The organism is Nocardia sp. NPDC051030 (genome assembly GCF_040683015.1).
Lineage (GTDB): Bacteria > Actinomycetota > Actinomycetes > Mycobacteriales > Mycobacteriaceae > Nocardia.
On the sequence record NZ_JBFBCD010000005.1, the window covers coordinates 324,309 to 345,053 of the forward strand.

The 20,745-nt window shown below is 65.1% G+C and carries 19 protein-coding genes and 1 pseudogene; 12 read left to right on the forward strand and 8 right to left on the reverse strand.

Translation table 11 applies throughout. The features are described 5' to 3' along the window. Positions 1-44: 44 nt before the first annotated feature. Positions 45-797, forward strand: coding sequence for an isocitrate lyase/phosphoenolpyruvate mutase family protein (locus AB0N05_RS19135; RefSeq protein ID WP_364695479.1), 753 nt, complete (start codon positions 45-47; stop codon positions 795-797). Between the two features lie 72 nt (positions 798-869). Here AB0N05_RS19135 and AB0N05_RS19140 read toward each other — a convergent pair whose 3' ends face one another. The 4 genes from AB0N05_RS19140 to AB0N05_RS19155 form a co-directional block, all read right to left on the reverse strand. Further along, positions 870-1,646, reverse strand: coding sequence for an HAD family hydrolase (locus tag AB0N05_RS19140; protein WP_364696499.1), 777 nt, complete (start codon positions 1,644-1,646; stop codon positions 870-872). Between the two features lie 59 nt (positions 1,647-1,705). Next, positions 1,706-4,159 carry a phosphoribosyltransferase gene (locus AB0N05_RS19145; RefSeq protein WP_364695482.1) on the reverse strand — a complete coding sequence of 818 codons (2,454 nt, stop codon included), beginning with the start codon at positions 4,157-4,159 and terminating at the stop codon, positions 1,706-1,708. Continuing rightward, on the reverse strand, positions 4,156-5,310 hold the full coding sequence (locus tag AB0N05_RS19150) for an HpcH/HpaI aldolase/citrate lyase family protein (RefSeq protein WP_364696502.1): 1,155 nt from the start codon (positions 5,308-5,310) through the stop codon (positions 4,156-4,158). Before AB0N05_RS19150 ends, AB0N05_RS19145 begins: the two co-directional genes overlap by 4 nt. Positions 5,311-5,402: 92 nt before the next feature. Continuing rightward, positions 5,403-6,599, reverse strand: coding sequence for a hypothetical protein (locus AB0N05_RS19155; RefSeq protein ID WP_364695485.1), 1,197 nt, complete (start codon positions 6,597-6,599; stop codon positions 5,403-5,405). Between the two features lie 210 nt (positions 6,600-6,809). On the opposite strand from AB0N05_RS19155, the gene AB0N05_RS19160 reads away from it, so the two are divergent. From AB0N05_RS19160 to AB0N05_RS19170, 3 genes are all read left to right on the forward strand, one after another. Next, a complete protein-coding gene (locus tag AB0N05_RS19160; protein WP_364695488.1) occupies positions 6,810-7,385 on the forward strand; it encodes a TerD family protein in 576 nt (191 codons plus the stop codon). A gap of 114 nt (positions 7,386-7,499) precedes the next feature. Then, positions 7,500-8,606 (forward strand): DUF475 domain-containing protein, encoded by a 1,107-nt coding sequence (locus AB0N05_RS19165; RefSeq protein ID WP_364695491.1) that lies wholly within the window; start codon positions 7,500-7,502, stop codon positions 8,604-8,606. A gap of 152 nt (positions 8,607-8,758) precedes the next feature. After that, positions 8,759-9,382 carry a Tellurium resistance gene (locus AB0N05_RS19170; RefSeq protein WP_364695494.1) on the forward strand — a complete coding sequence of 208 codons (624 nt, stop codon included), beginning with the start codon at positions 8,759-8,761 and terminating at the stop codon, positions 9,380-9,382. Between the two features lie 7 nt (positions 9,383-9,389). On the opposite strand, the gene AB0N05_RS19175 is transcribed toward AB0N05_RS19170, so the two are convergent. Continuing rightward, entirely contained in the window at positions 9,390-10,352 is a 963-nt protein-coding gene (locus AB0N05_RS19175) for a DUF389 domain-containing protein (protein ID WP_364695497.1), read from the reverse strand. 36 nt (positions 10,353-10,388) lie between these two features. Then, positions 10,389-11,324 carry a DMT family transporter gene (locus AB0N05_RS19180; protein ID WP_364695500.1) on the reverse strand — a complete coding sequence of 312 codons (936 nt, stop codon included), beginning with the start codon at positions 11,322-11,324 and terminating at the stop codon, positions 10,389-10,391. Positions 11,325-11,411: 87 nt separating this feature from the next. On the opposite strand from AB0N05_RS19180, the gene AB0N05_RS19185 reads away from it, so the two are divergent. Beyond that, entirely contained in the window at positions 11,412-11,972 is a 561-nt protein-coding gene (locus AB0N05_RS19185) for an ABATE domain-containing protein (protein WP_364695504.1), read from the forward strand. Here AB0N05_RS19185 and AB0N05_RS19190 read toward each other — a convergent pair. Further along, complete coding sequence (locus AB0N05_RS19190) at positions 11,877-13,304, reverse strand: hypothetical protein (RefSeq protein WP_364695507.1); 1,428 nt, start codon at positions 13,302-13,304, stop codon at positions 11,877-11,879. The genes AB0N05_RS19185 and AB0N05_RS19190 overlap by 96 nt on opposite strands. Positions 13,305-13,475: 171 nt before the next feature. On the opposite strand from AB0N05_RS19190, the gene rpsF reads away from it, so the two are divergent. The 7 genes and pseudogenes from rpsF to AB0N05_RS19225 all read left to right on the forward strand — a co-directional run bounded on the left by rpsF (position 13,476) and on the right by AB0N05_RS19225 (position 19,253). Continuing rightward, positions 13,476-13,766: a 30S ribosomal protein S6 gene (gene rpsF, locus AB0N05_RS19195; protein WP_364696505.1), complete on the forward strand. Its 291-nt coding sequence runs from the start codon at positions 13,476-13,478 to the stop codon at positions 13,764-13,766. Between the two features lie 105 nt (positions 13,767-13,871). Beyond that, on the forward strand, positions 13,872-14,432 hold the full coding sequence (locus AB0N05_RS19200; protein WP_364695510.1) for a single-stranded DNA-binding protein: 561 nt from the start codon (positions 13,872-13,874) through the stop codon (positions 14,430-14,432). Positions 14,433-14,486: 54 nt separating this feature from the next. Beyond that, the gene (rpsR, locus tag AB0N05_RS19205) at positions 14,487-14,759 is read left to right on the forward strand and encodes a 30S ribosomal protein S18 (protein WP_364695513.1); all 273 of its coding nucleotides are present in this window, start codon (positions 14,487-14,489) and stop codon (positions 14,757-14,759) included. Between the two features lie 17 nt (positions 14,760-14,776). Further along, complete coding sequence (rplI, locus tag AB0N05_RS19210; protein ID WP_364695516.1) at positions 14,777-15,232, forward strand: 50S ribosomal protein L9; 456 nt, start codon at positions 14,777-14,779, stop codon at positions 15,230-15,232. Positions 15,233-15,960: 728 nt separating this feature from the next. Further along, the gene (dnaB, locus tag AB0N05_RS19215) at positions 15,961-17,355 is read left to right on the forward strand and encodes a replicative DNA helicase (RefSeq protein WP_364695519.1); all 1,395 of its coding nucleotides are present in this window, start codon (positions 15,961-15,963) and stop codon (positions 17,353-17,355) included. Between the two features lie 39 nt (positions 17,356-17,394). After that, positions 17,395-18,729 (forward strand): annotated as a pseudogene (locus tag AB0N05_RS19220) (LAGLIDADG family homing endonuclease); the annotation flags it as partial. 77 nt (positions 18,730-18,806) lie between these two features. Continuing rightward, a complete protein-coding gene (locus AB0N05_RS19225) occupies positions 18,807-19,253 on the forward strand; it encodes a GNAT family N-acetyltransferase (protein ID WP_364695522.1) in 447 nt (148 codons plus the stop codon). Between the two features lie 40 nt (positions 19,254-19,293). Here AB0N05_RS19225 and AB0N05_RS19230 read toward each other — a convergent pair whose 3' ends face one another. Continuing rightward, entirely contained in the window at positions 19,294-20,583 is a 1,290-nt protein-coding gene (locus AB0N05_RS19230) for a lipase family protein (RefSeq protein WP_364696508.1), read from the reverse strand. Positions 20,584-20,745: the final 162 nt, after the last annotated feature.

Genomic DNA, 20,745 nt, shown 5'->3' on the forward strand with positions numbered 1-20,745 from the left:
GGAACGCCTTTCCCCGAGCGTAGGGATGAGAGCAGGATCGTCCTATGACTCTCAAGGAGAAAGCCGCCACATTCCTCGAACTCCATAAGCCCGGTGATCCGGTGATCCTGCCCACGGTGTGGGATGCCTGGTCGGCGAAACTGGTGCAGGAGGCCGGTTTCCGGGCGCTGACGGTGGGAAGTCATCCGCTGGCGGATTCGCTGGGTAAGGCGGATCAGGAGGGTATGGCGTTCACCGACGTGCTGGGCCGCATTCGGGAGATCACCGCCACCGTGGATATCCCGGTATCGGTGGATATCGAATCCGGATACGGACTCAAGCCCGCTCAACTCGTGGAAGGCCTGCTCGAGGCCGGTGCCATCGCCCTCAATATCGAGGACACCGTGCACGGTGAGGGCGGCCGCCTGCGCGCCCCGCAGGAGCATGCCGATCTGGTCGGCGAACTGCGTCAGGCCGCGGACGCGAACGGCGTCCACCTGGTGGTGAATGCTCGCACCGATGTCTTCATGCGCCCGGACACCGGCACTCCCGCCGAACGCCTGGAGTCCGCGCTCACCCGCCTGCGACTCGCCGCCGAAGCGGGCGCGGATGTGCTCTACCCGGTGGGCCTCCACGAGCCGGAAATCCAGCGCACCCTGTGCACCGAACTCCCCCTCCCGGTGAACGCCATCGGCATCCCCGACCAGGGAAGCTCCTCCTACTTCGCCGAATTGGGCGTGGCCCGAGTCAGTTTCGGCCCCTTCCTCCAGCGCGCCCTCACCACCGAGGCCAACCGCCTCCTGGCCGCCTGGAAGTAGCCCCCAGCAAGATCAGGGAGCGCTGGCGGCGGAAATCCGGATGTTTTTCCGCCACCAGAGCTCCCTCAACGCTCAGTTACTGGAATTGGCGAACCAGGTGAGGATTTCCTCGCCCGCGAGGATGCCCGAGGACTCCGTCACGGTGAGATTGGGATGGGCGAAAGCCAATTGCTCGAGCTCACCGTGCCGGGGTCGGATGGCGGCGTCGGCCTTGCGGAGCATTTCGGCGTCGAGCGCGCCATCACCGGCGGCCAGCAGGCGCGCCGAGGAGTCGAGTTCGCCCGAATCATGCAGGCGGCGACGGACTTCCGCCACGGCCCGGCTCTTACACACGGCATCGGGCATGGTGTAGATCTTGCGGCCCTGCTGCGAGGCGGACCAGCCGCGGGGGCGGCACCAGGCATCCCATTCGGCGAGGAAGTCGGCGGGGAGGGCGTCGAGCTTGACCACCAGGTAGCAGAACATGTGGTCGGCCACCCGGAACTTGGAGACGAAGGAATCGTCTATGCGGGAGCCGAGTTCGACGTTCACCTCGGACAGGGTGGCGCTGGTGGTGCGGACCTCGGCGTCGAGGTCGATGCGCCAGCGCACATCGGGGACACCGTTCTCGAGAATATTGCCGCCATTGGTGGTGATGGCGTAGCGCCAGGGCGCGCCTGGTAGTCGAATCCGTTTGAACTGCTTGATGGTTCGCGTGGTGGTGGGGATGAGCGCGGCCGGGTCGGTCAGCGACTTCAGGCTGTCGGCGGCGCTGGCGGTCATGAAGGACAGCGGTGCGCCGTCCAGGTGTTCCACGCAGACCGTCGACAGCTCCGGTGTGGAGCCGAAGGCATTGCGGGAGTAGATCATGGTGCGATCCAGGTCCGTCGCGATAAGCGTGCCGCGCCGGGACAGTCGTCTTCGCGACACTACTTCTTCACGTCCTTGATCAGACCCATGCAGGCGTAGGCCAGATCGGGGACCACCTCGACGGGCACATTGCGGGCGGCGGCGAGCATGCGGATGTGCGCGTGCTCGGGGGCGTCGGCCTCGCGAACCAGAACGCGCCACGGGACGCGGCGCAGCAGCACCCGGGTGGTCTCCCCGACACCGGGTTTCACGAAGTTCACGCTGGAGATGCCGTAGGCCTCACGCACCTTCTCGACCGAGGCCCAGCCCGCCCAGGTGGGGGTGCGGTCCGAAGCCTGTACGGCGGCAAGGTGATCGGCGACCTGCGGGCGGATCGCGTCGAAACGCGAGCTCACCGCATCGAGCAGGCGGCCGGAGACATCATCACCGGCGAGTTCGCTGTAGAACTTCGCACCGTGGAACTCGCCCGGTCCGATCAGGGAGTCATTGAGGACCGTGCGCGAAACCAGCCCGGAGACCGTGGAATTCAGGCAGGCCGAGGCAATCAGGAAGTCATCCCGGGTGCCGTAGGTGCCGACGCAGCTGCCCGGATCGGCGAGCACCGCGAGATCGCCATTGAACCGGGCCCCGCCCGCCGCGTGATACGCGTCGAGGGCCTCGTCCAGCTCCCGGGTGATCGCACCCTTGCCGGTCCAGCCATCCACGAATACGACATTCGCCGGATCATGATGCGCGGCAAGGTAATCCAGTGCGACCGCGTCGATGCCGCGATCCCGCACGATCGACACCGCATAGTGCGGCACATCCAGCCCGCGGGTGGCGAGCCACCGGCGCATGAGCACACCGATGGGCGTCCCGGCGCGCGCGAGGGACACCAGCACGACCTCGCTCCCCCGCTCGGCTACCACAAGTTCGGACACGGTCGCCACCGCGAGGGCCAGCCGCTCCGCACTCTCCTCGAGCACGGTGTCGAACAGCTCCCGGTAGGCGGCATCCGGCTGGAATTCGATGGGCAGGGATTCGGCGTAGTGCGCCTCCCCCGCCTGAATCCGCTGCTCCCGTTCCGCCACATCGGCTTCCAGATCCACGGCCGAGAGATCCTTGAGCAGCCATGCCACCTCATCGGCCGCATAGGACCCGAACGCGGGCCCGTACAACGGCTTCGGCAGTTCGGTCCGCACGGCCATCTCGGCCACGAGGTCAGCGCGGGCGGCGGCGAGTGCGCGAGGGTCAGCGCCTCGGAGCACGGCGACGACCACGTCGGAGCCGGAGGCGGTGAGGACGTCGATGAGGCCGCCGACCTCGGTGAGGCGGTCGGTGTCGGCGGGTTCGTCGACGACCACGAGCAGCACCGGATCGGATTCGGTGGCATCGGGCCAGTGCGCGTTGTAGAGGAAGCGGGAGGTGTCCTCGGTGGATTCCGGTGCGATGAAACGGAATCCGCGCCGCAGCGGGTAGCCGGGCTCATCCAGGACGTACGCGGGGGAGCGCGTGGTGGTCTGGTAGCGAGTGGGGATATTGCTGTCGGCGAGCGCCGCGGCCAGGCGGAGCGGGAGGTACATGAGCTCTTCGTGGCCGAGCACGATGACCGGGCGCGGCCCGGACGGGATGTCCGGGTCGGCGTCGGCCGTGCGGTCCCAGGACAGGGCGTCGAGTTCCATCCACAGGGCGTCCGCGACCGCCGACAGTGCGGCTTCGAAGGCCGGAGCATCCGAGGCGAGGATGCCGTGACGGCCACCCTCGGGGACGGTATGCGGCCACGCCAGCTCGATGCGGGCGAATTCGCCGCGCGCCTCGGCCACCGGGTTCAGCTCCGGCTCGGGCAGGGCGGCAACGGATTCGACCAAGCCCGCGGGCAGCAGGGTTTCACCGGAGGCCAGGCATACGGTGTCGATGCGCGCGCCGAGATCGGCGGCGGCGGCTTCGAAGGCGGCCTTGTCGGCCTCGGTGCGCATGTCCACCAGGGACGCCAGGATGTAATGCGAGCGCGGCGTGAACTCGTGCAGCGCGCGGAGGGCGTCCAGTGCGGTTGCGCCGGTGGAGATCTCATCGTCGACCAGCACCATGGGCAGGTTGTTGAGGAAGATTCCGGCGGGCGCGGGCTGCAGCAGGTGCGAGGTGGCGTGCGAATGTCCCTCTTCGAATCCGGTGAGGGTTTCGGCGGTGGGCACCTCGCGCCGCGTCGAGTGCAGGTAGCACTGCGCCTCGATGCGAGCGGCCACGCAATGGCCGAGTCCGGTTGCGGTTTCGGCGAATCCGAGCACGACGACCGGGCCGTCGATCACCTCGCGAACCAGATCGCCGAGGCGATTGCCCGCGTCGATCACGCGGTGCGGGTCGGTCGGCAGATGCTTGCCGAGCACCGTCGACACCAGCAGGTGCGCACGAAGCGGGTTGCGGCGCAGACCGGGTTCGACGAGCGCCGGAATCTGCCAATCATCGGCGGGGGCATGGGAATCGGAGTGGCGCAGGCCCAGTCCCAGTTCTCGGGTTGCCCAGGGGGACGAGGTCACGATGCCACCGCTTTCAGTAGATCCACGAACGACACGCCCTTGTTGGTGACGCCGAATACCCTTGCGCGCAGGATGGTCTGGCGCGCCCAGCTGCGATGCGGGCGCATCTCGTTCATCTTGTTGCGGTACTCGGAGGCGGCGACGCCACCGGCGTCCTCGCGCAGGATATCGAGTGCGTCCGAGTACTCCTCATGGGTCACCACCGACAGGGCGTGCACCACCGCAACATGCGAGGGGTGGATGACGGTCTTGCCCTGAATTCCATTGGCGCGGTCCAAGGTTATCTCGCGCAGCAGACCGTCCAGATCGCGGCTCACCAGATGCTGCCGGAATGGCACGGCGTCCACTTCGGCGAACGGCGAGGTGCGCAGCATGGGCCGGAACATGCGCTCGTGGTCGGCGAAGTACTCCCAGACCGGCCCGGTGATGGTGTACCCCGTGCCGTCGGCGCGGCCGAGATAGTTGACGATATCGGCGATGACGTCCGCGACCACCCGCACGTCGTAGATGGTGAGGTCGCGGTCGCGGCGAATTCCGAAGGTGGAGCACATATCCGTGGCTCCGATGCGCACCGCCAGCACCCGGTCCCGCTCGTCGGCGAGCAGGTCCTGGATGCGATGCAGTTCGAGGTCGCGGGTCTGCCGGTGCACCAGCGCGGGCGATTCCAGCACCGGCATACCGAAGACCTTGCGGCCCAGCCGTTCCGAGGCCTCGGCCAGCACGCCGAGGTACTGCGCGCCGGATTTGCTGTCGAACTTCGGGAAGACGAAGCCGGTCAGCACCTGTGCGCCGGTGCCGAGCCGGTCCACGATCTCGCCGACGGTCTCGGCGTCGCGAACCCGGATGAACAGCAACGGGTAGGGGTCGCTGCCCGCGCCGAGTTCGTTCAATGTGGCTGCGGCTTGGACTTTTCCGACCTCGAGGTCGTGGTCGGCGACCGCGTCCTCGAGGTCGATGACCATGGAGCAGACGCCGCGCCTGGCCCGCTTGACGATGGTGGCGGTGAGGTCGGGCCGGGTGGCGGGCACGTAGAGGGTCGCCCCGAGCGCCATGGCGAGCAGGTCGCGGTCGGTGGCGTCGCCGAAGGGTTCGGGCAGCCGGTGGAAGAGCAGTCGCAGCTCCGGGCCGGGTACCTGCCGGAAATGCCGCAGCGGCTCGCGTTTACGCAGCGAGACTGGGGTGGGTTCCGGATAGGTGGTGATAATCGCGGTCATCGTCCCCCCATTTCTCCTACTGGATCGGTCTATCTATCGGTATTTCGCATTCGATCGACGACACCGGCGACGAACGCCGCGATGGCATCGAGTTCTGACACATACGCCCAGTAGTCGGGGTGCCGCCCGGTCAGGCCGTTCGTCACCCGGTCTATGCGCTCGGCCTGGGCATCCAGGACCGAACCCCATTGACCGACGAGACCGTTGTTCACCGCCAGCATCTGCGCGTCGCGCAACTTGAACCGGACGGTCTTCGCCTTCTCCTGTGGTTTTTCGCGAACCTCCCGCAACAGTGCGAGGCGGTCGGTGACGGCCTCGACCTGCTCCTCGGCGGTGGCGAGATGCCCGCGAGCGGATGTGGTCAGCTCAAGCGTTTGCTCCGGGTTGTTTGTCTGCAATGCGGCCCGGGCGCGAGACAGTTCGGCGTCGGCCGCGTCGATGGCTTGCTGGGCTTGCCGCCCATTGTTGGTCAAATCGGCCGAACTCGCAGCATTGAACTCCCGGAGCAGGGCGGACATGGCCGGGGCGACACGCTCCATCCGGTTCTGCGCCGCCGATAGCCGAGTGGCCGCCGAGGCCACCGCGGTGGTGGCCGAATGCTGTTTGCCAGGTGCGTCTTCCAGTGCCCTTGACAACGATCGGGCGCTCGCCTCCAGATGCGTCGCCGCCTCCCGCAAGCTACCCGCGGGCCCCGCCGCGGCCTGCTCGAGTGTGACGAGTCCCTCATCCACGGCGGCCAGACATCGCCGCACCGAGGGGTAGCCGGCGTACGGCGAATCCGCGGCCGCCTGCCGCGCCTGCTGCGCTGTCGAGCGCACCTGGGCGGCCAGCTGCGGCACCGTCCCGTACAGCGCGACCGCATGCTCGAGCTGGGCCTGATTGCCGCGATAGAACTCGTCCACGCCGACCGCGGCATCCGCGAGCCGGCGAATATTCGCGTCGATCTCGGGTTGCGGCACCAGGCCGCCGGATAGTTCGGCCTGGTCCAGCCGCTCGTTCAGGGCCAGGTACGCGCCCGCGGCGTCATAGCAGCGCGCCCTGACCGGCTCCCAGGTCCGCCCCAGCCCGCGTTCGGGGAACATCTGGTCGGAGGCGGCCACGGCGGCCTCGGCGACGCTCTGCCGCCGATCCATGTCCAGGAACGCTGCGGTCAGGCCCTGCCGGGCCTGCTGCACCCATTCGTTGTTCCGAGAGGATCGGAACCATCCGCGTCTACGGCCTGCCACGCCCCGATGTTAGGAGACCGTTCACGCCAACGGCGAGCAAGACGATGAACGGGTGACATGTCGTGTGACAGGGTTGTCCCGGACGATGTCCTCGGTTTGTTCCTGCACAAGGCTCGGGAAAGCTACTAGTGTCGTAGTGGCGGACCCGGCAAATCGGACATGCCGCAATACAGCAACGCTAGAACGCTTTCCAACGAAAGGGATTCCCGCATGGGTGTCAGTTTGGCCAAGGGCGGCAATGTCTCGCTGACCAAGGCGGCTCCGAACCTCACCGCGGTCGCCGTCGGCCTCGGCTGGGATGTGCGGACCACCACCGGTAGCGACTTCGACCTGGACGCGAGCGCCATCGCGACCGGCGCCGACAAGAAGGTCGTCTCGGACAAGCACTTCGTGTTCTTCAACAACCTGCAGTCCCCGGAGGGCACCATCGTGCACACCGGCGACAACCTCACCGGTGAGGGCGAAGGCGACGACGAGGTCATCAATGTCGATCTCGCCAACACGCCGCCGACCATCGAGTCGATCTTCTTCCCGGTCTCCATCTACGAGGCCGACGGTCGCGGACAGAGCTTCGGCCAGGTGCGCAATGCCTACATTCGCGTGGTGGACCGCAGTAATGGCACCGAGCTCGCCCGCTACGACCTGAGCGAGGACGCCTCGACCGAGACCGCCATGGTCTTCGGCGAGCTGTACCGCAACGGCGCCGAATGGAAGTTCCGCGCGGTCGGTCAGGGTTACGCTTCCGGTCTGTCGGGCATTGCCCGCGACTACGGCGTCAACGTCTAAGTACAACCGAATACTTCGCGCACCAGGGGGCTCGGGCGCACGGGCCCTCCTCGTGCGGGTTTTCCTCCCCTCGCAAACACATTCGAACCCGGCACAACGAAAGGCCCCCTAGCGGTGCGTATTTTCGGCCTCTCCATCATCGTCTCGGTGCTGTCCCTCGCGGCGGCATTCGTGTACGGCGGTCCGACAGCGCTGGCACTGTGCGCCATCCTGGGCATCCTCGAGGTGTCGCTGTCGTTCGACAACGCCGTCATCAATGCCAGCGTCCTGCAACGGATGACCGAGTTCTGGCAGAAGATCTTCCTGACCGTCGGTGTCGTCATCGCCGTCTTCGGCATGCGCCTGGTCTTCCCGCTCGCCATCGTGTGGATCACCGCCGGCCTGGACCCGAAGCGCGCCTTCGACCTGGCCATGAATCCGCCCGCTGACGGCGCGCTGACCTTCCCCGACGGCAGCGCCTCCTACGAAAAGCTGCTCACCGACGCGCATCCCGCGATCGCGGCCTTCGGTGGCGCGTTCCTGCTGCTGCTGTTCCTGAACTTCATTCTCGAGGAACACGAGATCACCTGGCTGGGCTGGATCGAGCGTCCGCTGGCCAAACTCGGCAAGCTGGACATGCTTTCGGTCGTCCTCACCCTGCTGGCCATCGTGATCGCCGGCGAGGTCATCGCCGACGACGCGCATCGCACCACCGTGCTGCTGTCCGGCATCCTGGGCGTGATCACCTACATCACCGTCGACGGACTCGGATCGATGTTCCACGTCGAGGAGGAGGAAGGCGCGGAGGGCGGACCGTCCGGTGTGGTCAAGGTGGCCGGTAAGGCCGCGTTCTTCCTGTTCCTGTACCTGGAAGTGCTCGACGCCTCGTTCTCCTTCGACGGTGTCATCGGCGCGTTCGCCATCACCTCCGACCCGATCCTGATCGCCCTGGGCCTCGGCCTGATCGGCGCCATGTTCGTCCGCTCCATCACCGTGTACCTGGTGCGCAAGGGCACGCTGTCCGAGTACGTGTACCTGGAGCACGGCGCGCACTGGGCGATCGGCGCGCTGGCGGTCATCCTGCTGATCTCGATCGGCGTGCACGTCAACGAGGTCGTCACCGGTCTGGTGGGTGTCGCGTTCATCGGCGCGGCCTTCATCACCAGCATCATGCGCAATCGCCGCGAGGGCGGCGAGGAGGCGGAAAGCGTGAGCGAGCAGGAAACCACGCCGGTAGGCTGAATCTCGTAGCTTCGCCGATCTCCGTGCCCGCCACACGCATTCGACGTGGCGGGCACGGTCGTTTCTACGAGTCGGCGCACAGTCGTCTCTACGGTCGGCGCACAGTCGTCTCTACAGTCGGCACCGAAAATCCCTGAGGGGGGATGTCATTCATGAACCAACCGAATCCCGGCCGCGTGAATCTGGGCAAGGTCACGCTCTCCAAATCCACGCCCACCGTCGATCTCGCCAAATCCGGTGACAATCAAGGCATCATGCGGGTGAACCTGAACTGGTCGCAGGGCGCCAAACGCGGATTCTTCAAACGCTCCAGCGCGGTCGACCTGGACCTGGGCTGCCTGTGGGAGCTCACCGACGGGCGAAAAGGCGTGGTACAGGCCGTCGGCAATAACTTCGGGCAGCTGAAATCCGCGCCGTTCATCCAGCTCGACGGCGACGATCGCACCGGCGAATCCTCCGGCGGCGAGAACATGCACATCAATCTGGAGCGCCCGGACATCTTCCGCCGCATCCTGATCTTCGCGTTCATCTACGAGGGCGTACCCAACTGGGCGGCCGCCGACGGCGTGGTCACCCTCTTCCCGAACGGCGGGCCCGAGGTCGAGGTGCGGCTGGATTCGCCGGTGGACGGTGCGCGCTCCTGCGCCATCGCACTGCTCCAGAACACCGGCGGCGCACTGTCGGTGACTCGGGAAGTGCAGTACATCAACGGAAATCAGAGCGCCATCGACCGCGCCTACGGGTGGGGCATGGACTGGCATCCGGCCAGCAAGTAACCGCGGCTCACAGCATCCGGCGCGGCACCACCAGGTGCCGCGCCCGGCGCACCGACACCCGCGACCACAGTCGCTCCTGCAAGACGAGCGTGAGCCACCCCGCCAATGCCATACCGGCGACATTCACGAACAGCTGCGCGACACTTCCCCAAATGGTCGATCCGTTCAGGAACACCACGCCCAGTGCGATATTGCCCGCCGCCGGGACCGTGGTGACCGAGATGAAAACACCGGCCATGCCGAGTGATTTCGCCGAGGTGATGGACAGCACCCCCGCCGCGCCCGCGATTACCGCCACAATGAACGACCACTTGTCCGGGGTGTAGATGAACGCCGTGTTCGGACGCGGGCCGATCACATCGTCCAGGGTGATCCACCCGAGCCCGCGACCGACCAGCGCGAGCAGAATGGTCACCCCGATGGCGGCCACGAATCCCGCCACCAGGGTGCGTATCGCCAACTGCAACAGCATGTATCGCTTGCGCACCAGCGCCACGCCCAGCGCCGCGACCGCGCCGAATTCGGGGCCCAGCACCATCGCACCGACGGTCAGGATCTCGGAATCGGTGATGATGGCGATGCTCGCGATGACGGTGGCCAGCGTCAGGAAGCTGAGGTAGGTCCAGTTCAGCTCGGTGTCCTCGTAGGCGCGCTGCGCCACCTGCGCCCACACCACCGCGTCGGAACTGCTGCCCGGGGTGCGGACCTCGGCCTCGAAACCCTTGCGCGACAACCAGGTGTCCACATTCGCGAGTTCGATGCTGCCCTGCTGGTGCACCTTGCGCTCGCGCAGACGCTCCACGATGTCGTTCGCGCCCTCGCGGGCCACCTGGGCCATGATCAGGTCACCGGGCGGCCGCACGGCCGCCCCGCGGAAGACGGTGAGTCCACTCACCGCGCAGTCACTGTCGAGGTCGTCGAGTATTTCGTCGGTCATCGCGGCGGGAGCCATTATCCGCAGGTGCAGCATGCGCACAGTCTGCCGTGCACGCGCTTTGACGCCCTCTTAGCGGGGTGAACTCGCCAGGGGTGTCGCGGCGATTTCCGGCAGCGGTTCCGGTGCGGGGGTCGCGCTCTGCTTCCCGGCGCTCGACCGGAGCGAGGCCAGCACCGTACCGATCAGGCCCACACCCAGTCCGGCAATGGTCAACGGGTGCAACGGTTGATCGACAACCAGCCAGGCCATGACCGCGGTCACCGCCGGGATGATGAAGAAGAAGCGGCTGACCCGGGCGGTGTCCCAGCGCTGCAACATGGTGTTGAGCAGCAGGAACGCACCCATGGAATTGATCAGCACCATCCAGATCAGGGAGCCGGTGAAACGGGCCGGGTCCGAGACGTGGAAGTCGCCGCCCACCAGCACCATTGCGCCCGCGAACGGCGCGCTCACGGCCATGTGCACGGCGGTACCGGCACGCGTATCGATCTTCGGGGTGAAGCGCTTCTGGTAGACGGTGCCCAGGCTCAGCCCGGCCAGGCCGAGCAGGCACAGCAGCAGACCGGTGAGCGAGAAGTGGGATTGGTCGACGACGGCCAATCCGACTCCGAGACCGCCGATTCCGAAGCCGAGCCACTGCAATTTGGTGACGGTCTCGCCGAGCATGCCCGCGAAGACCGCGATCACGATCGGGCTGAGGCCCTGCACCAGGGAGATGATGGCGGCGGTGACGTGTTCGCCCATGGCGGTGTAGAACGCCCCGAACTGCACCATCTGCATGAGCAGGCCCGCCACGATGGTGTGCGCGAGGACGCGGCCGCGCGGCCAGACCGCATGGGTCACGACGGCGAAGAGGATGAGCAGGACGCCCGCGATCGCGAAGCGGCCGAACAGGACCAGCATGGGTGGGGCGGCTCCGACGCCGATGATGCCCGCGATGAACGCGCTGCTCCACATGAAGATCAGGGCCGGAGGTCCCGCTACTTCCATGAGCCGGTTTTCCATCGGACCAACCCTTCCCCGATAACCACCTTGAACGGTTATTACCGTGACACCTCTTGAATAACCTGTCAAGGGGGTTACGATGACGGGGTGTCCGAATTCGACGACCGCCACTTCTTCGTCAGCGGCAACCTCGCGCTGGACTTCATCGGCACGGTGCGGGAACGCCGGGGCCGACAGTGGGATCTGCTGAAAACACCCGCGGACGTGGGTGATTGGGCGGTCGCGGCCGAGCTGCTGGACACCGCGCCGCACGGCGATGCCGACACCCTGGCCCAGGCCACCGAGCTCCGCGAGGCCACCTATCGCATGGCACTGGCCGTCATCCACGGCGAGGCCATTCGGGATCAGGATCGGCGGCTGGTCAATCAGCTGGCCCGGGGGCCGCTGACGGACATCACGCTGCTCGCCGACGGCCGGGTGCGGCGCATCGGAACAGCGGAGCAAGTACTGACCGCCATTGCCCGATCAGCGGTCGAACTGTTCGGCGGCGCGGATCGGGATCGGATCAAGGAATGCGGGCGGGAAGACTGCACCCGCCTCTACGTCGACACCTCACGCGGCGGTTCGCGTCGCTGGTGCGATATGACCCGTTGTGGAAACCGGGCCAAGAGCGCGGCCTTCCGCGCCCGGAACACCGAGCAGGTCTAGCCGGCGCGGGGCCGCCCACACGAACAGGAAGAAGAAGATCACCAGCAGCGCGGCGCGACCCCACACGCCGAACTGCACAATGCGCTCCTCGATGTCGGCGACATTTCCCTCGCCGAGTTGGTAGAAGTACCGGAAGACCCCTATACCGATGGCCGCATCCGCCAGCAGGTAGACGCCGATCAGCGACCACGGCACTTCCAGGAGCACCAGGAACGGGATCAGCCACAGCGTGTACTGCGGCGAATGCACCTTGTGGAACAACAGGAATCCGCACAGCATCGCCCCGCTGACACCGATCCACGGATACATGCCGGTGATCGAATACCGCTTCCAGCCGATCCAGGCGGCCAGCGCGAACGAGGCCAGTACCAGCAGCGGCGACGCCAGCGACACCACGTTCTGGAAGCTGGTCTCGGCGGCGGCGGTATTGCCGAACTGCGGCCGAAGTCCCCAATACCAAATGGAATTCGTGGTGATATCGGCCTGGCGCAGCTGCTGGAAGGTGATCGACGCCCGCCAGCCCTGATAACCGGCCAGCGCGAACGGGAGATTGATGGCCACCACGGTGGCGACTCCGGCGGCCGCGACCATGAGCGCGCCGCGCACGTCGTAGCGGCGGGCGCGCGGATCGTATTCGGCGTGCTCGCCGAGCAGCACATGAAGAAGCAAGGGCAGCAGGAAGATTCCGGGATACAGCTTCAGGCAGAAGCCGATGCCGAGCAGGATCGCCGCGGCAATACCCCTGGCCCGCAAGGAGTATCGGGTCATGACGGTCACCACGTACACCGCGGCCACGGACGTGAAAACGACCGGCAGCTCCCAATTGTGGAAGGCGTAGAGCACCAGCGGCGGTCCGGCCGCCCACAGCAGTGCGGCGGGTCCGGCCAGGCGGCCCAGCATGTACGCGGTCAGCAGCGCGAACGGGGCCAGCAACAGCGCCGAGTGCAGCAGGAAGGCGGCGTCATTGTCCGCGCCGATGCCGCCCAGCCACATGAGCAGGCCGCTGAGCACGGGATATTCGACCGCGCCGCCGATCAGCTGGCCGTCCGGGGTGATGCCGCCGGATAGGTACGGGAAGACGTGCTCATTGATGTCGCGGCCCACCCACAGGAACTGAATGTCCGAATAACAGACGTTCGAGTCCTTCGTCAGGTCGAAGATGATGCTGCGGCCGGACTCCTCGAACGGCCCGCCCGCGCAGCGCGCCTTATTGAGATAGGCCAGCACCAGCGTCACCGCGCACAGCAGTGTGGAGGTGATCGCGGCCACGGACAGCCTCGCACCCGCGCGACGGTCTGTGACCGGCCCGCCGGTTACGAGTCGGTTCGACATGGCCCCCACCCTAAGCGGCGTCTCGGCGTGTTTGCCGCCTTAACCCCGCGAGTAGACCGATTTCGCAGCTCAAAACACCCTCGTGTAGCCTTGCGGGGTTGCTGACGCAACGAACCCTCCTGCCACGGATCGTCCGTGGCCGTACACAGTCCACAGGAGGTGATGAGGTCCGTGCGTCATTATGAAGTGATGGTTATTCTCGATCCGAGCCTGGACGAGCGCACCGTCGGTCCGAACCTGAACACCATGCTCGGTGTTATTGGTTCCGAAGGCGGCAAGGTCGACAACGTCGACATTTGGGGCAAGCGCCGTCTGGCCTACGAGATCGCCAAGCAGGGCGAAGGCATCTACGCGGTCGTTACTCTGACCGCCGAGTCCGCCACCGTCAGCGAGCTGGATCGCCAGCTGGGGCTCAACGAGTCGGTGCTGCGCACCAAGGTGCTGCGCCTCGACAAGAAGTAGTCCAGTCCTCCCGCAAGTGCGCTCGTAAATCGTCGGTCCATGTCTCTAGGCTGACTGGCAAGCGCGAGTGCATATTGCGGACTGCACCGGAAAGCAGGAGGAACCATGGCAGCAGGCGACACGGTCATTACCGTCATCGGAAATCTGACGGCTGATCCCGAGCTTCGATTCACGCCCGCGGGCGCAGCGGTAGCGAACTTCACGGTCGCTTCCACTCCCCGTATTTTCGACCGTAATACCAATGAATGGAAAGACGGCGAAGCGCTTTTCTTGCGCTGCAACATCTGGCGTGAAGCTGCGGAGAATGTCGCCGAGAGCCTGACCCGGGGTTCACGAGTGATCGTGAGCGGCCGACTGAAGCAGCGCTCCTATGAAACCCGCGAGGGTGAGAAGCGCACAGTCGTCGAACTCGAGGTCGAAGAAGTGGGTCCTTCGCTGAAGTACGCGACCGCGAAGATCAACAAAACCACCCGTGGCGGTGGCGGCGGAGGCTTCTCGGGCGGCGGCCAGCAGGGCGGCGGCGCACCTCAGGGTGGCGGCGGCAATTCCGGTGGAGGCAGCGGCGGGGGTCGTGGCGGCCAGAGTGCCGGCGACGACCCGTGGGGCAGCGCACCCGCGGCCGGCTCCTTCGGGGGCGGCCAAATGGACGATGAACCGCCCTTCTAGGCGGACAGACTTTCGCAGGGAGCCCGGGGCTCCCCAAAATTACGGAGTATGACCATGGCCAAAGCACCGGCACGCGAAAAGGTGCTGAAGAAGAAGGCTTGCGCCTTCTGCAAGGAGAACAAGGCGCACGCCAAGGACAACAACAAGCCTGGCGCCAAGATCGATTACAAGGACACCGCGCTGCTGCGCAAGTACGTGTCCGATCGTGGCAAGATCCGCGCCCGCCGGGTGACCGGCAACTGCGTGCAGCACCAGCGCGATATTGCCGTTGCCGTCAAGAACTCGCGTGAGGTCGCTCTGCTGCCTTACGTGTCCACCGCTCGCTGAGAAGGGAAGGCACAGCAATGAAGTTGATTCTCACCGCTGATGTCGACAACCTCGGTGCGCCCGGCGACACCGTTGAGGTCAAGGACGGTTACGGCCGTAACTTCCTGCTTCCCCGCGGTCTGGCCATCGTTGCCACCCGTGGTGCGGAGAAGCAGGTCGAGGGCATTCGCCGGGCGCAGGATGCCCGTCGCGTGCGCGACCTGGATCACGCCAATGAGCTGAAGCAGGCCATCTCCGGCCTGGAAGGCGTCACGCTGTCTGTCAAGACCGCTGGCACCGGCAAGCTCTTCGGTTCGGTCACCGCCGCCGACGTCGCCGCCGCCATCAAGGCCGCCGGTGGCCCGGTTGTGGACAAGCGCAGCATCGAGCTGCCGAAGGCTCACATCAAGAGCACCGGTAAGCACACTGTCCTGGTGCACCTGCACCCGGATGTGGCTGCCAAGTTCGACCTGCAGGTCACTGCCGCCGAGTAATTCGGCTGCCGTCTTCCCGGTCTCGTACCGGGGCACGGTCTCTGGAGTCGGAGGCCACCTTGTTCAACTTGGTGGCCTCCGATTTCGTTTGGGCTAGCACTGTGTTTGGGCTAGCACTGTGTTTGGGCAAGCACTGTGTTTGCCCAGTTCGTTTGCCAGATATTGGCTTTTTCGGTGTTCGGAGCGAAGGGCGCGAGTCGCCGGTCTGCGTGATTCGGCGCGTTTGCTCACACTGTGGATTACGAAGCAAACCAACCACTTTCGTTGTGTGACAGGTCACTTGCTGGGCGAATGGCGTTCACCCAACACGCCCGGAAGCCGCTGTAAAGCGACACGCCGCACCAGTTTGATCCACAGTTGCGAACACTGAGAAATAGACCACTACCTGCGCGTTGAACGACTCGGCCCGCTGTTGTCCCCAAGTAATACACAGGGGGTGCACAACAGCGGGTGAACAATACCCACGTTGTCCACAGGTGTGTGCACAGCTCGGTTTGGCGGGTACCTGTCCGGTCGCCTAGGTTCGGATTCATTGTCGTGACCACAGCCCGGGGGCGGCACGATTCCGACCACCCAGCGCCCGGCACCAACGGTTTGCCGGCGCGCACCCAGCGCACCGTATCGCGTTCGTGTGCCACGCCGCGTGGCAGCCGAAACATGTCGGTGTGCAGGCGTAGAACGGGTCAAGGATGTCTCATCCGGGCCGGAGGAGAGAGGACGGTCGACTGATGGCAGTCATCGACGATCGCGGCCACGACGATCACGGACCCTCCAACTACCGTGAAGCGCCCGGCGAGGACTTCGGCCGCCAGCCCCCGCACGATATGGCCGCCGAACAATCCGTCCTGGGTGGCATGCTCCTGTCCAAGGACGCCATCGCCGACGTCATCGAGGTAATCCGCCCCGGCGACTTCTACCGCCCCGCCCACGAGGCCATCTACGACGCCATCCTCGACCTCTACGGCCGAGGCGAACCCGCCGACCCCGTGACGGTATCCGCCACCCTGGACCGCAAGGGCGAACTCAAGCGCATCGGCGGACCCCCCTACCTCGTCACCATCACCCAAACGGTCCCCACCGCAGCCAATGCCGGCTACTACGCGGAAATCGTTGCGGAAAAGGCGATCCTGCGCCGCCTCGTAGAGGCTGGCACCCGAATCGTCCAATACGGCTACGCAGGCGCAGACGGCCAGGATGTGGCCGAGGTCGTAGACCGAGCTCAGGCGGAGCTCTACGACGTAACCGAACGCCGCGCCAGCGAAGACTTCATGCCCCTCGAAGAGCTCCTCCAGCCCACGATGGACGAAATCGACTCCATCGCCAGCCGAGGCGGCATCTCCCTTGGCGTCCCAACAGGTTTCACCGAACTCGACGAACTCACCAACGGCTTGCACCCCGGCCAAATGGTAATCGTCGCGGCGCGCCCGGGTGTCGGGAAGAGCACGCTTGGTATGGATTTCATGCGCAGCTGCTCGATCAAGCATGGCATGGCGAGCGTTATTTTCTCCCTGGAAATGAGCCGCACAGAAATCGTCATGCGTCTCCTATCCGCCGAGGCGAAAATCAAACTGGGCGATATGCGTTCGGGCCGCATGACCGATGACGACTGGACCAAACTGGCCCGCCGCATGAGCGAAATCAGTGAAGCCCCACTGTTCGTGGATGATTCGCCGAATCTCACCATGATGGAGATTCGAGCCAAGGCGCGACGGCTCAAACAGCGCCACGATCTACGCCTTATTGTTGTAGACTACTTGCAGCTGATGACGTCCGGTAAGAAGGTCGAATCGCGTCAGCAGGAAGTCTCGGAATTCTCTCGAAGCTTGAAGCTGATGGCGAAAGAACTCGAGGTTCCGGTTATTGCGATCAGTCAGTTGAACCGTGGTCCAGAACAGCGAACCGATAAGCGCCCTATGGTGTCTGACCTGCGCGAATCCGGATCTCTAGAACAGGATGCGGACATGGTGATCCTTCTTCACCGGCCCGATGCATTCGAACGAGATGACCCACGCGGAGGCGAAGCGGACCTTATTGTCGGTAAACACCGAAATGGTCCGACAGCCACGATTACCGTTGCACACCAGCTGCATTTGAGCCGATTTGTCGATATGGCCCGCGGCTAATCGAGCACGAGCTACCGTTGTTGGATGCATCCAAGTCGTCCGGAACAGCGAACGGATAACCGACTCAGGGTCTTCGACCTTTGTAAGGCGGGTTGCTTCCCTGCATCGGCGCGGATCTTTCGTGCCGACAACGGAAGTGAAATATCGGTCGGCACACTAATGGAAAGCGGCGAGCAGCCCCTCGTCTGGTCGCTGGACGAGCGCATGCGGATAGTCGCCCAGCCAATCGTCCACGTGTTCAAAAGCGGTCGCGTCGAGGTATTTCGACTTCGACTGGCTTCCGGGCGTGACGTCGAAGCAACCGGGACCCACCCGTTTCTGACCGTGGATGGCTGGGCTCCGCTGAGGCAGCTCGAAGTCGATGACCGTGTCGCTATCCCACGCCGTATCCCGGAGCCAGTGCAGACCGGCCGCATGCCCGACGCCGAGGTGATCCTGTTGGCGCACATGATCGGAGACGGCTCGTGCGTCAAGCGGCAGCCGATCCGCTACGCCAGCATCGACGAAGAAAACCTCGCCGCCGTGACCGCAGCTGCAACCCATTTCGGTGTAACAGCGATTCGTGATGAGTACGCAGCGGCGCGAGTAACGACACTTCGGCTTCCCGCGCCCTATCATCTCACGCATGGCAAGCGGAACCCCATCGCCGCGTGGCTCGACACGTTGGGTCTGTTCGGCTTGCGCAGCTACGAAAAGTTCGTTCCGAAGCGGATTTTCGCACTGCCCAACGATCAGATCGCACTGTTCCTTCGTCACCTGTGGGCCACTGACGGTTCGGTGCGCTGGCACGCCAAAGGCGGCCTGGCGAAGATCTACTACGCGTCGACCAGTCGGCAGCTCATAGACGATGTATCGCAACTTCTGCTCCGCTTGGGCGTCCTGGGACGAATCAAACGGGTGCCCAAGACCGGTTACCGTGATTGTTGGCACCTCACCATTGACGGCGTCGACAACCAGATGACCTTCCTCGAAGACATCGGCGTCCATGGTGCCCGCGGCGTGGCCGCCGCAAACGTGATGATCCAGCTCCGGCCAGTTATAGCCAACACCAACGTGGATACCATCCCCAAAGAGGTGTGGACCAGAGTTCGGAACTTGCTCGCTGACAAGAACATTTCACACCGGGCCTTTCAAGCCGCGATGGGTGGTCGCTTTTGCGGCTCCAACATGTGGAAGTACTCGCCGAGCCGCTCACGTCTCGCTCGGGCCGCGGCAATTCTCGAGGACCGGGACCTCGAGATGCTCGCGACTAGCGATGTCTTCTGGGACCGCATTGTCGAAATAACCAGTCTTGGCGACCATGAGGTCTACGGCGGTCTGGTCCCGAGTACCTACAACTTTGTGGCGCAGGGGATCTCGGTGCATAACCCGCTCCGATGGGAAGTCGAGGACAGCGGCTAGGTCAGGGGCGGAAGGCGTTGGATTGGAGGCGGCGGGCTATGTGGGCGGCCATGAGGGTGGAGATCAGCTTCCTGACCGAGTCCGACCGCGCATGCTGGGAGGTGCTGGCGCGCGGTAAAGACACCTTCTTCGAGGTCGAACGCCGTGACGACGACTACGAACGGACATGGCGGCGCTTGCTCGACGACGAGCAGATACGCGGGATTGCCGCGCGACTCGACGGCAAGATGGTCGGCATCGCGCACTATCTGTTCCATGCCAGTGTCTGGTACCACGGGAAGTGCTACCTGGCGGACTTGTTCGTCGACCCGGAAGTGCGGCGGCGCGGTATCGCGACGGCAGTCCTCGAGTGGGTGGCGCAGGACGCGAAGGAGAACGGCTGTCCGGGCCTCTACTGGAACACGCTGGAAGACGCCCCGGCTCGCGCTCTGTACGACAAGGTGGGCACATACACCGAGGGACTCATCCACTATTCCTACCGGCGCGACGTGAACTGAACTGTCGGGTAAGGCTGCTGGGAGGGCTCTGTCCTCGGGGTCAGCTGCCGGGGAAGCCTGCGGGCAGCGGCCGGTAGTCGGCTTTGAACTTGGGGCCCGGTGACAGGCCGCGCAGCACGGCGCTGGTCCAGGCGACGGCGGGGAGCCAGCCGGTTACTGCGTTGATGAGGTGTTCGGGGAGGGGGACTGTGTAGAAGCGCAGGTCCGCGCCTCGGTCCCAGTAGGAGTTCACGGTGGGGAGGACGATCGATGGGGGGATTAGTTCGTCCCACATTCCGTGCCACCAGAGGACCGGGGTGTCGGGGATGTGGTGGCCTAGGCTGTTGTCGCGGAGGACTTTCAGGACCTCGGGGGAGGTTTCGAGGGACTTGCCGGGCTGGAAGTAGGCGCTGATCGGGCGGTAGACGCCGGAGAGGGCGATGGTTGCGTAGCAGCGGTGTTCGAAGTCCTTCAGGAGCTGTTGGCCTTCTTCGGTGAGGAGCTCTTCGGGGCGGAAGACTTCTGGGTATTCGCGGGCGAGGCTGGCCCAGCCGAGCCACATGGTGAAGCTGCTGGTGCCTGCCAGGCCGGGTTGGGGTTGGGTGGCGTATTGGGCGATGCCTACCAGGTCTCCGGGGGTGCCGCCGATGCTGGTGCCGAGGAGGGGGACGTCGGGGGCGTAGGTTTCGCGTAGTTCTGCGGCGCGGATGGAGCCGGAGCCGCCGCCGGAGTAGCCGTAGAGGGCGATGCCGGAGTCGGTGAGGCCTAGGGCCGGGTCGTTTTTCATGGCGCGGAGGCTGTCCAGGACCATTTTGCCTTCGGCGTAGGTGTTGAAGGTGTTTATTTTGCCGTCGAAGTCGGGGACGTTGAGGGCGAAACCCTGTGCCAGCCAGTAGATCGCGAGGGCGGATTCCTTCATGGTGCCCGTTTGCAGGGTGTGCGATGGGTTGCACGCGGAGTCGGTGGAGTCGATCGCCTCTTGGAAGGACACCACGGGGCGGGGACTACCGGTCCAGGGGATGCCGGGGACGATCACGGTGGTGGCGGTGACGATCGGGTTGTCGTGGACGTCGTTGGATCGGTACAGCAGTTGTTTGGTGTAGACGGGGAACGGGATGCCGAGGACGCGTGTTTGCACCTCGCGGGAGCGCACCACCTGGCCGGGTTGATAGGACGCCAGGTCCGCCGGATCGTCGTACCAGGAGTCCTTGTCCGGGACGGGAATCGGCAGCAGATCGTAGAGCTGCGGCTCCGACGGAAGTTGCGGGAGCTGATTCTGGTCGGGCGGGAAGGTGGGATATCCGGGCTCGGCCGATGCCACGCCCGCACTCACCGCCACCAGCGCCGACATCGTCAGCACGGCGACTCGCCGCACGCGCGATCCATTCACTTGGTCCTCCAGCAGCATTGCTCGGTAGGGCCGATCAGGATCCGGCCGTCATGATCAGCTCACCGCAAAGGAAGGCCGAGCGCTATCGGCATACCGCCGACGGCCGTCGGTGGCTTTTGTGCA